The following is a 2,348-nucleotide window of genomic DNA, read 5'->3' on the forward strand; positions in this document are numbered from 1 at the left end:
GAATGTACGCGGCGTGCTTGAGTTCATCGCGAGCAAGCTCGCTCCTACAAAGGCACGTTATTGATTCAGGCGTTTGTCGATCAAGCCCTGAACAACGCTCGGGTCAGCCAGGGTCGAAGTGTCGCCCAGGCTGTCGAGTTCATTGCAGGCGATCTTGCGTAGAATGCGCCGCATGATCTTGCCTGAGCGGGTTTTCGGCAAGGCCGGCGCCCACTGGATCAAGTCCGGTTTGGCGAAACTGCCGATTTCCTGGCTGACGAGGGCCAGCAATTCTTTCTTCAGTTCATCGTTGGTTTCGACGCCATTCATGGGCGTGACGAAGACATAGATGCCCTGGCCCTTGATGTCGTGGGGGTAACCGACTGCAGCGGCTTCGGCGATGCTCTCGTGCAGCACCAGGGCGCTTTCCACTTCGGCGGTGCCGATGCGGTGGCCGGACACGTTGATCACATCGTCGATGCGCCCGGTGATCCAGTAATCACCATCTTCATCGCGTCTTGCGCCGTCACCGGTGAAGTAGTAGCCGGGGTAAGGTTTGAAATAGGTGTCGACCATGCGTTGCGGGTCGCGGTAGACGCTGCGGATCTGCGCCGRCCAGCTGGACTTCAAGGCGAGTACGCCGCTGCCGGCGCCTTTGATTTCCTTGCCCTGCTCGTCGAGCAATACCGGCTGCACGCCGAACATCGGTTGTGTCGCGCAGCCGGGTTTGATCCACTGTGCACTGACCAGCGGGCTGAGCATGATGCCGCCGGTTTCGGTCTGCCACCAGGTATCGACGATCGGGCAGCGCTCTTCGCCTACCTCGTGGAAGTACCACTCCCATGCTTCCGGATTGATCGGCTCGCCGACCGTACCGAGCAGCCTGACGCTGGCGCGGGATGTTTGCTTCAACGGTTCGGGGCCTTCGCGCATCAGCGCACGCAGCGCCGTCGGGGCGGTGTAGAAAATGTTCACCTTGTGCTTGTCGATCACCTGCCAGAAGCGCGAGGTACTCGGGTAGCTCGGCACGCCTTCGAAGATCAGTGAGGTCGCGCCGTTGGCCAGCGGGCCGTACACAATGTAGCTGTGGCCTGTGACCCAGCCGATGTCGGCGGTGCACCAGAAGACTTCGCCGTCGCGGTAGTCCAGCACGTACTTGAAGGTCATCGTGGCTTGCAACAGGTAGCCGCCGGTGGTGTGCAGCACGCCTTTGGGTTTGCCGGTGCTGCCGGAGGTGTAGAGGATGAACAACGGGTCCTCGGCGTCCATCGGCTCGGGCAGGCAATCGGCGCTGGCATCGCGCAGGGCCTGCTGATACTTGATGTCCCGTCCATCGACCCAGTTCACCTGCCCGTTAGTGCGCTCGACCACCAGAACGCTGCTCACGTCCGGGCAGCTTTGCAGCGCCTTGTCGACGTTCTGCTTGAGGGGCACGACTTTGCCGCCGCGCACGCCTTCGTCCGCGGTAATCACGGTGCGGCAGTCGGCGTCGAGAATGCGGTCACGCAACGATTCCGGGGAGAAGCCGCCGAACACCACCGAGTGCACCGCGCCGATGCGGGTACAGGCCAGCATGGCGTAGGCCGCCTCGGGAATCATCGGCATGTAGATGCACACGCGGTCGCCTTTTTTCACGCCACGGCTTTTCAGCACGTTGGCCAGGCGGCAGACGTTTTCATACAGTTTTTTGTAGGTAATGGAGGTGGAGTCGGCAGAGTCGTCGCCTTCCCAGATGATGGCGACCTGATCGCCGCGTTTTTCCAAGTGCCGGTCGATGCAGTTGTAGCTGACGTTCAGCTTTGCACCGGCAAACCAGCTGGCCTCACCGGTCTTCAGGTCGTAGCGTTGGACGGTCTGCCACGGTGCGCTCCAGTCGAGGAAGCGGGTGGCCTGTTCGGCCCAGAACGTACTGGGGTGTTCAACGGATTCGCGGTACAGGCGCTGATAGTCGTCTTGACTCAATTGTGCAGCCCGGCGGACGGCATCGGCTTTGGGGAACGTGCTGATATCGAACATGACGGTTCCTTATTCTTGTATTGCGACAAAGATTAAGATGCGCCGAGAGGTCAATGGGTTCAAGTCGTACACAAAGCAACTGTGGGAGCGAGCCTGCTCGCGATAGCGGAGTGTCAGCCAATCCAGTGCTGACTGATACACCGCCATCGCGAGCAAGCTCGCTCCCACATCTATGGTTACCCCCTTTTCTGCAATACTGTTGTTGATGTCGTGTTTGGCTTGCTTTCATCTATCCGGCGTCTGAGTTGGGGTTGTGGCCCCCGCGCCTCGATGAGAATCGATGCCCAACGACCCTAATTAGGGGAACGGCCTTGCAGCCGTGTGAGAGCCCAGGGTTGTCGTCAGGCCGGTTG

General features: G+C 60.3%; 1 protein-coding gene. It reads right to left on the reverse strand.

Annotated elements, in window-relative coordinates; genetic code table 11:
* Nucleotides 1–57: 57 nt before the first annotated feature.
* Nucleotides 58–1,995 (reverse strand): acetate--CoA ligase, encoded by a 1,938-nt coding sequence (gene acs / locus ACXRVY_RS24765; RefSeq protein WP_458238497.1) that lies wholly within the window; start codon nt 1,993–1,995, stop codon nt 58–60.
* Nucleotides 1,996–2,348 lie beyond the last annotated feature (353 nt).

The organism is Pseudomonas sp. P5_A2_2 (assembly GCF_054177685.1).